At 47.1% G+C, this 8,448-nt stretch carries 6 protein-coding genes and 3 pseudogenes; 5 read left to right on the top strand and 4 right to left on the bottom strand.

The genetic code is table 11. The features are described 5' to 3' along the window. Window positions 1-251 precede the first annotated feature (251 nt). The gene (locus tag RIG27_RS07470; RefSeq protein WP_446343729.1) at window positions 252-755 is read left to right on the top strand and encodes a DUF3172 domain-containing protein; all 504 of its coding nucleotides are present in this window, start codon (window positions 252-254) and stop codon (window positions 753-755) included. 133 nt (window positions 756-888) lie between these two features. On the opposite strand, the pseudogene RIG27_RS07465 reads toward RIG27_RS07470, so the two are convergent. Then, window positions 889-1,086: pseudogene (locus RIG27_RS07465) on the bottom strand (hypothetical protein); the annotation flags it as partial. A 63-nt stretch (window positions 1,087-1,149) separates the two neighbouring features. Between RIG27_RS07465 and RIG27_RS07460 the strand changes: the two are divergent. Continuing rightward, the gene (locus tag RIG27_RS07460) at window positions 1,150-1,548 is read left to right on the top strand and encodes a hypothetical protein (protein WP_446343851.1); all 399 of its coding nucleotides are present in this window, start codon (window positions 1,150-1,152) and stop codon (window positions 1,546-1,548) included. Between the two features lie 77 nt (window positions 1,549-1,625). Here RIG27_RS07460 and RIG27_RS07455 read toward each other — a convergent pair whose 3' ends face one another. Further along, on the bottom strand, window positions 1,626-2,414 hold the full coding sequence (locus RIG27_RS07455; RefSeq protein WP_446343849.1) for a DUF561 domain-containing protein: 789 nt from the start codon (window positions 2,412-2,414) through the stop codon (window positions 1,626-1,628). Window positions 2,415-2,613: 199 nt separating this feature from the next. Between RIG27_RS07455 and RIG27_RS07450 the strand changes: the two genes are divergently transcribed. Both RIG27_RS07450 and RIG27_RS07445 read left to right on the top strand, forming a co-directional pair. Further along, window positions 2,614-3,705, top strand: coding sequence for a protein kinase domain-containing protein (locus tag RIG27_RS07450; RefSeq protein ID WP_446343847.1), 1,092 nt, complete (start codon window positions 2,614-2,616; stop codon window positions 3,703-3,705). A 144-nt stretch (window positions 3,706-3,849) separates the two neighbouring features. Next, the gene (locus RIG27_RS07445; RefSeq protein WP_446343845.1) at window positions 3,850-4,281 is read left to right on the top strand and encodes an acyl-CoA thioesterase; all 432 of its coding nucleotides are present in this window, start codon (window positions 3,850-3,852) and stop codon (window positions 4,279-4,281) included. 459 nt (window positions 4,282-4,740) lie between these two features. Here RIG27_RS07445 and RIG27_RS07440 read toward each other — a convergent pair whose 3' ends face one another. After that, window positions 4,741-6,408 (bottom strand): dynamin family protein, encoded by a 1,668-nt coding sequence (locus RIG27_RS07440; RefSeq protein ID WP_446343843.1) that lies wholly within the window; start codon window positions 6,406-6,408, stop codon window positions 4,741-4,743. Window positions 6,409-6,571: 163 nt separating this feature from the next. Then, window positions 6,572-7,756, bottom strand: a pseudogene (locus RIG27_RS07435) (RNA-guided endonuclease InsQ/TnpB family protein); the annotation flags it as partial. Here RIG27_RS07435 and RIG27_RS07430 point away from each other — a divergent pair. Then, window positions 7,699-8,418: pseudogene (locus RIG27_RS07430) on the top strand (zinc-binding dehydrogenase); the annotation flags it as partial. The pseudogenes RIG27_RS07435 and RIG27_RS07430 sit on opposite strands and share 58 nt — an antisense overlap. Between the last annotated feature and the right edge of the window lie 30 nt (window positions 8,419-8,448).

Below are 8,448 nucleotides of genomic sequence, written 5' to 3'. Positions count from 1 at the left end.
CAAGGCAAAATCTAGGGATGGGCAATCCCGAAGTAACGCTACAGGAGTTGGAGCCTCTACGCTACTTGGCGCAAGCCTGGTAGAGCAAGTTCTGACGATGAATGTAGAATCCCACGCGCTTTAAGCCGTGGGAGTGTCAATCAAGATAAAATATACTTAGTTCCTGTATAGGGTCTTAAAACTGACCTTTTGGTATTTTAATATCCCTCTAATCCCTCCCTGGCAATTCCAGCAAAGTTGATTCAACCCCTATGAAACGTCGAACTAACCCCGTAGCTTCTATCCTGAACGCCACCACCCTCGCCATCCTCGGCGGAATTTTTATCCTGGGAATTGGCGTCGGTATCGCCTTTAGTTCCACCGCTAGTCCCAATCTAGAAAATGTGGCATCCCGTGAAGCCATTGACCGCAGTGCGCCCAATCCGGAATTGTGTATCCAGTATGGTGCCAGTGCAATGGTCACAGATATGCGAGTTTTCGTTACTCTCAACCCCTTTAACGTTTACGTCACCCAGCCGAGTATGCGCCCCGGATGTGTTTTGCGCCGGAACAACTGGGCAATTTTAGAGAAACGGAACCTGGTTACTTCGGATCAAGTGAAATCGTGTAAAAATCGGATGAATACCTTTGGCTTCACTGGTCCATTGGAAGGTAATCCAGAAATTGAATGTATCTATCAGAATGAGGTAGAGGATAACTTATTCCTGACCAAACCAGGAGGAGGCAGTTCTCCCTCTGAAACCGATAAGTTTTAACGCCCATTTTGCCAACCTTACAGGCTGTAGAGACGTTGCATGCAACGTCTCTACATTTGTGTTTAATCGGGCAACAAAGACATCCCCCGGTCTATCACCGTCCCCTCACTGTTCCCTGTTCCCTTCTTGATGACTAATCCCGATGCATTAAAGGTCGTAGCGCATTTAATCCAGCTACGATCGCACTTCCATTATGCACCCCTGTAGCAACTAGGGGATGAAGTCCTACCGTTGACGCCAATCCCAACGCCGCTACATTGGGAGTAACGGCTAGGGCGGTATTCTGCTGGACAATTGCCAGGGTTTGCTTGCCGATCGCGATCGCATCGAGCTTATCCCGTTTCATTATCCTGTCGTTGGCGTGATAACAATTAATTATGGAAATTCCTATCCAGTGGTTGATTCTATTGTTTACAACCAGTTACCATTTCCGCCAAAAACGCGACAACAGGTCAAGCGTTCGTTTTATCATTATCGTCACTGGTTAACCATGTGGCGTGAATTGTGGAATTTAGACCGAAGTAGTTATCAAGTGAGTCAGGTGAAAAGTTTGGGTAATATTCCTCTGGTAAGTATCAAAGCGAGTACCTTCTTCAAGCGCTCAATCTGGAATTTTTATATGCCAATTCAAGCGGCTGATATGTTGCGGGATCAGATGCACGCTGAACTGCTTAAGCTGTCAAGCAATTGTACTCAAATAGCTGCGACTCAGAGTAGTCATTTTGTCTGGGTTGATGAACCGGAAATTATTGTAGCCGCGATTCAAACCCTTTTAGTGGATGATCATCCGTAGGGGCGCGACGTGCGCCCCTACGGTTTCTGGATGTAACGCTAAATTAGGTGTGCCATGCCACTACCAGACTGACACAGCTAAAATTGTGGGATAGATTTGCCGATTGAATCGGGCGCACGTCTGTGCGCCCCTACGGTTTCAACCGTTGCCAAGGCTTCCACCAAACGGCGGACAGCTGCAACCATTGCCACTTCGTTGTCTAACTGATTCACCGCAGAACCAACGCCAACACCAGCCGCACCTGCGGCAATTGCCATGGGTACGGTGACGCTGGATAAGCCAGACGCACAGAGTACCGGTACAGATACGGCGCGAGAAATTTCGGATGCAGCGGCTAAGGTGGGGGCAGCTTTTTCAATCAAGCCCAATGTTCCCGCCGAACGAGGCTGACTGCTGGTACCGCCTTCGGTTTGAATAATATCTGCCCCGGCTTGCACCAGTTCTTGTGCCAGTTCCACTTGCTGATCTAATGTCAGGATATGCGGAACAGTAACAGATAGGGTAATATCAGGCAAGCGCGATCGCGTCTGTTGGGTCAAGGCTAAAACCTCTTCTGACTCAAATCGCCGCCCTTTAGCGTAGAAGCTATCGAAATTCCCAATTTCTATCAAATCTGCCCCGGCTTCCACCGCACTGACAAATCGATGGGGTTCCACAGCAGACACACAAATCGGCAGATTTGTCAACCCTTTTGCCAGATGAATCAAATCTGGAGCAGCGGCGATATCGACAAACGTCGCACCACCCCGATCCGCCGCCTTAACGGTAGCACTCACCCGTTGGGAGTCAAAGTTATTCAAGCCACTAATAACCTTGAGGACTTGGCGGTGTTCAAAAGCTTTTTGTAGTTTTGGATGCATAGTCATCGTTGCACGTCTGCTCTATTATTACCGATCAACGGTTTGTTTTTGTCGAAGTTAATCGCTCAGGTCGCCTACATTTATTCATGAATAGGAAATATCTATTGTGCCACTTATCGGGGCATCGTGTAAATTTGAAGAAAGAGAAGATCTTTGCCTACACTAAGAACAGGCTGGAGAGCTTGTACCATCTGATTCTGGAAAAATGAATTTTGCGCCGGGAAACCTGTCTTCCTTCCACTCGGAAATTTTACAGCAAACCCAACTTGGTCAGCTTTGCGGTCAAAATGAACTCTTTGGCGATCGCTATCAGATCTTGCGAATGTTGGGTCGCGGTGGGTTTGGCGTGACCTTTCTCGCCAAAGATGCTGAGTTACCGGGTCAACCGCTGTGCGTAATTAAGCAGCTTTGCCCCAAAGTTGATGACCCGAAAGCCTTGGAGAATGCTCGCCAGCGTTTTGAACGAGAGGCAAAAATTCTCGGCCAACTGGGTAGTCACTCTCAGATCCCCATGTTACTGAATTACTTTGAGACTGGGGGAGAATTTTTTCTGGTTCAGGAATATGTCCGGGGTTTAACCTTAGCGCGGCTAGTCAGGCGGAGTGGATGTTTATCGGAGGTAGCCGCCAGACAGTTTTTGGCGGAAATGCTACCCCTACTCGACTACATTCACCGCAATAACGTGATTCACCGAGATATTAAGCCGCAAAACATTATCCGCTGTAAAGACGATGGTCGGCTGGTGTTGATTGACTTCGGCGCGGTGAAGGAGAAGTTGGTTCAAGCCTTGGACAGTAGCATGAAACTTGCCTCGACTCATTTTATCGGTACCGTTGGATTTGCCCCACCCGAACAGTTTTCCCTGCGACCGGTATTTGCCAGTGATATTTACGCCCTAGGGATGACCTGTCTTTACCTGCTAACCGGAAAAGCGCCTATGGATTTGGAGAGCGATCGCCAAACCGGTGTCTTATACTGGGAACGCTTAGTTCATATCAGTCAGCCATTTACGCAAGTGCTGCGGAAAATGACGAATGTATCGCTGACGAATCGTTATCATTCAGTTCGGCACATTCTGCAAGACCTTAATTTTAAATCACCCTACGATGATCTGGCGCAGTATTTAGTCAAACAACCCCACCCGATGACTGACAAATCAGCCAATCAAGATGGAAATAGCCGCAAGGGTTATCGCACTCCAGCCGCAAAAGAAGCGGTTGCGATTAGGGACTGGAAAAAACGGCGCGAAAAAAAGCGGCGGCGTCCAAGTCAACCTCCATTGGGGAATTCTAAGTGAAGAGAACAGTCAACCCACCGAGAGGTAGGGATTTGGTAACCAAACCCCTACTTTTTTTGATCACCAAAATTCATGATATACCGTAGGGTGGGTTGAGCGAAGTCGAAACCCACCAGCCTTAACGTAGTCGCGGTAGTTCACTGTATGTCCTTTACCTATAACCGCACCGTCCGCTTTCAAGATACCGATGCTGCTGGCGTCGTTTACTTTGCCAATGTTTTGGCGATGTGTCACGAAGCCTATGAAGACTCTCTAGCCAAGGTGGGTATTAATCTCAAGACATTTTTTAGCCACGCTGCTGTAGCTGTGCCAATTATCCACAGTCGTGTAGACTTTTTTCAGCCCATGTTTTGTGGGGACAAGCTGCTGATTGATGGGATACCTCAACGGTTAAGTGATAGCAAGTTTGAAATTAAGTATCAGGTTATCGATGCTGATTCACCGCAACGACACCTAGCAGATGCCTTAACTCGCCATGTTTGTATTGATACGAACACTCGCACTAAAATTATCTTGCCAGATGGGATGATTGATTGGTTACATAGCACTACGAGGTACGGAAAGGACATCAGTTAATCCCCACAGGGAATAGGGAATAGGGAACAGGGAACAGGGAACAGGAAATATAGTAGCCGTGCCAATTGGGAAACTGTACATATCCAGATGTTGCCAAAGCTACAGATTAGGCGAGATGGATTGGTTATTTAATAGTCGATCAAAAGAGTTACCTATTATTTTCCTAAACAAAACTATATTTTTCTACTGTTGAAGTATCGACAGCGGGAGATTTAGTTTGACCTCCATGCAAGAGAGTTCAGCGCGATCCGTCAAACAAGAGCGATTTGCTCAAATTGAGAGTGGGATTAAATTAGTGGGCGTGTTTCGGGCGCAAAAATGGCGTTATCAAAAGTAGTAGTAGCCGGGAAATAAATTTCCGGAACCTAAAGCTTAAGTAAGAATCGAGCTTACTACATTAAAAGATTTGAACCCGTTTAAACGGGTTTTAGCTTTGAGCCAGTAATTGAGTTCAGGGCTTTAGTTCAGGGCTAACTTCACCCGATCCAATTCTTGCTCCAAATTCTCTAAAACATTTTGCAATAACTGTAACTGATGATGCTCAATTGTAAGTTTTAACGGTTCATTCGTAAAATTAACATTAATCACCATTTCCGCCAATTTCTCATAAGTTTCCAATGCAGAAACCGCCTCGCGGCTAAAACAAGTTAGGTACTCTGTCGCTGCATTGGTGTACGCTTGAGTTACTTGTTCGACATAAGCCGTCGGAGACTTTGGCGGTGCAGAATCCCTGGGAGTTTTGTTTAACAAATACGTCGCCCCACCCGCAACCGCCGCGCCAACGGGTCCACCAAATACCCAACCCAATCCCGTCGCGATCGCCACTGGGGTAACACCCTTAGTTCCCTTGGCTTGGGGTGGGGGTTCCGGAAGCTGGACTTCTGGAGGTTTGGGAAAGGGAATGGTTAGATCTGTAGGGGGTTGGCGATCAAAAAATTCACCCGCTTGATGTACCCATTTAACAATTCCCTGTTGATGTTCCTGAATCGCCTCTTTAAAACCGCCTTGTTCCCACAGATTAAATGTACCCTGTTGTAGCGCCGAAACCAGTTCCGATTGATAGCGTTCTAAAAGTTTCGGTAAATACAGCCATCCTTGGAAATCAGACACACTGGCGGCGAATCCTTTTTTAATTAAGTTTTGTGCTTTTTGTTTAATCTCTAATTTCGTTTGATGCTTTTGTTGAGCTACCGTAATTTCAGCAGAAATGGCTTGCACTTTCACAGTTGCAGCCTGTTGGATTTGAGACGCGATCGCCTGCACACGGGGAAAGCGGAAGGCGAGGCTCTCATGGCGCGTGGCGACAATGCTTTGCAGCGCCGATTCAAACATATCTAACCCCGTCGTTTGGGCGGCGGCGGTATCGCCTTTGAGTCGATAGCGTAAGGCGGGGAGAGCATCGACGCGATAGATATTACTGATATTATTCGGCAGTTGTGATCGGAAACTTTCTGCCACAAACAGCAAACGGTTATAGACTTGCTTCTGCTCGTCGGGTTCCAATAAATTCAGGAAATTCACCACAAAAACAACTGTAGTAATTCCCCGATCCAATAACCAATCTCTCAGGTGTTCTCGCTCCCCTAATGTCATCAACTTACGACCATCCAGCACCTGAACAATTAAATCAGTGGTGAGCAGTTGGTCGCGAACTAAGGCTTCCTGGGCTTCGCGGTCATCCGTTCCCGGTAAATCCAGCAATTCTACGCCCGTTTTCAGGAAAGGATGGGAACAAAATACCTCAACATTAGTGACATCCCCCCGCATCCGCCGTTGATCATCTAATATGGCAAACTGTTTCAGGACATCGGTACCGTTTTCGCTAATGTGTTGACCATTGGAGAGGGTAATGCGCGTGTGTAATTCACTCCCGTAGCGGATATGAATCGCCGCGCCTGTGGTGGGGATTAAATCGATGGGTAGGGTACGTTTCCCCAGTAAAGCATTGAGTAGAGTCGATTTCCCGTAATTAAACGGACCAAAAACAGCAATACGGAAAATCGGATTCTCCAGATAATCGCAGAGTGCGATCGCGTCTTGGCGGAGTTGGGCGTTCTGTTCCCCATCCAGCAAACCAATTGCCGATCGCAGCGTGTTAGCAAGTTCGCGGAAAACGTCCTGTTCCATTAGCCTCAAGGGGACTTAGGGATTAATGGCACTGAAAAGCGTGCATTAGGGAATCGCCCAAACCTTTAATATACCGTAGGGTGGGCATTGCCCACCAGCATACCAGTCAGTAGCATTCGACTTAGGGATAAAGGGAAGAGACATCACCAAGGAGATAGTCAACTTATCCGTCTAGTATATCGCGACCGAATGAACTACCCAGACCTACTCCGTAGAGGTCCCTTGTTTCTACAACCAGACCAGTAGGACTGTGTTTCTGACGCTTCATCTGCCCTAGTTGCTTCATGCTTCCCGTTCGCTTACGATCACGGGTTTCTGAAGTAGAGCTAGAGGCATCAGCGTCTACGAGGTTCGTTCCAAACCCCGGTAGAATTCCTAATGCCCACAAAAGCATGACTAAGGCTGCGGCTAAATCGCGATCCATTGTGAATCCACATTTGTGGCAATGGTGAACTCTTTGTAAAAGAGTCTTTTTCGCTTGGTTTCCACAGTTAGGACAGGTCTGGGACGGCTTAACTTTGCGGGTAGGAACCTCGATAAAGACTCCACCCGCGTCTTTCACCTTGTACTCAATTGCTGACCTCAGCATTCCCATGCCCACGTCTAAGATGGATTTATTTAGTCCAGCCTTTTGTTTTTTGCGTTTACCTTTTTTAGAAGAGCGGGTCATTTTAGAGACTTCTAGTTTTTCCGTAGCAACGAAGCTATTACAGCGTACAATGTCTGTTGCTACTTGGTGTACCCAATTTTGGCGTTGATTAGCTACTTTACGAGTTACTTGGCTAATTTTTGTCTGGGTCTTTTTCCACCGACTAGAACCCTTCTGTTTTTTCCTCCTGTTAGGGGCCCTCTTACGACGCTTTCCCTTGGAAAGATGTTTAATCTTAGCTTCAGCCTTTCGCAAAAACTTAGGGGCTTCAACGAAAGAGTGATTTTCTCCATCAGTTATTGCCAAGGCTGACTTGCACCCAAAATCGATACCAACTGAGCCAAAATCTGTCTGCCTTGTCGCTGCCTGCAATTCAGTTAAATTAACAGTTATACTGGCATACCACTTTCCATTACGGTAGACAATGGTGCAGGTCGTTGGAGTCCCCCAAATTCGGGCTTTACCACGCATTTGGATTGAGCCAATTTTAGCTAAATCCAGATAACCATTATCGCCATTGGTATGCACTTTCCAGCCCGTTTTACTCGGATACGTCCAGCCAGAATAATGCTTGATTGACTTGTATTTAGGACGTTTAGCTAGCCCCTTAAACCACCGATTAAATGCGTAATCAACACGCTTTAAAGTGGCTTGTAGAGTCATGCAATTGCATTTCTTGTACTCTGTCCAAACTTCCTGTCAGTCGTCATGGTGGATTCGCGGATAAAGTTCGCGCGGATCAGAGTTGGGTGTTTCCCCTACCCGATGCGGTAAATCCCGCTACCGCCGGTCCTTTGTTCTGCGGCGGGATCACCGTATTTAACCCTATTGTTCAGTTTGACATTAAACCCAGCGATCGCGTTGGCGTGATTGGTATTGGTGGATTAGGTCATATCGCGCTGCGTTTCCTCCAGGCTTGGGGGTGTGAGATCACGGCGTTTTCCAGTAGTCCAGACAAAGAAGCAGAAGCACGGGAATTGGGAGCAACTCATTTTATCAATTCGGGCGATGTCAACGCCTTAGAATCCGTGCAGAATTCCTTTGATTTTATTCTCTGCACGGCGAATGCTGACCTCGATTGGAACGCCTACATTGCTGCATTACGTCCCAAAGGTCGGTTACACTTCGTTGGAGTCATCCCCAATCCCCTATCCACCCCAATTTTCCCCTTAATTGTCGGTCAAAAGTCAATTTCAGCTAGTCCCGTAGGCAGTCCAGTCACTATTGCTCGGATGATCGACTTCGCCGCACGACAGGGTGTTGAACCGATTACCGAAACCTTCAGCTTTGAGCAGGTGAATGAGGCGATAGAAAAACTGCGCCATGGTAAACCTCGCTATCGCTTGGTGTTGAAGCATTAAAATAAAAAAATTGCGATTGTGAGGGATGTG

Origin of the sequence: Coleofasciculus sp. F4-SAH-05, assembly GCF_040222985.1 — a bacterium.
Classification (GTDB): Bacteria; Cyanobacteriota; Cyanobacteriia; order Cyanobacteriales; family Coleofasciculaceae; genus Coleofasciculus; species Coleofasciculus chthonoplastes.
Note: the sequence above shows the minus strand (reverse complement) of the source record. Positions and strands in the feature narration are given on the sequence as shown.

Coding starts and splice junctions, on each gene's coding strand:
- RIG27_RS07470 (WP_446343729.1), top strand. CDS start 252: ATGAAACGTCGAACTAACCCCGTAGCTTCTATCCTGAACGCCACCACC.
- RIG27_RS07455 (WP_446343849.1), bottom strand. CDS start 2,414: ATGACTATGCATCCAAAACTACAAAAAGCTTTTGAACACCGCCAAGTC.
- RIG27_RS07450 (WP_446343847.1), top strand. CDS start 2,614: ATGAATTTTGCGCCGGGAAACCTGTCTTCCTTCCACTCGGAAATTTTA.
- RIG27_RS07445 (WP_446343845.1), top strand. CDS start 3,850: ATGTCCTTTACCTATAACCGCACCGTCCGCTTTCAAGATACCGATGCT.
- RIG27_RS07440 (WP_446343843.1), bottom strand. CDS start 6,408: ATGGAACAGGACGTTTTCCGCGAACTTGCTAACACGCTGCGATCGGCA.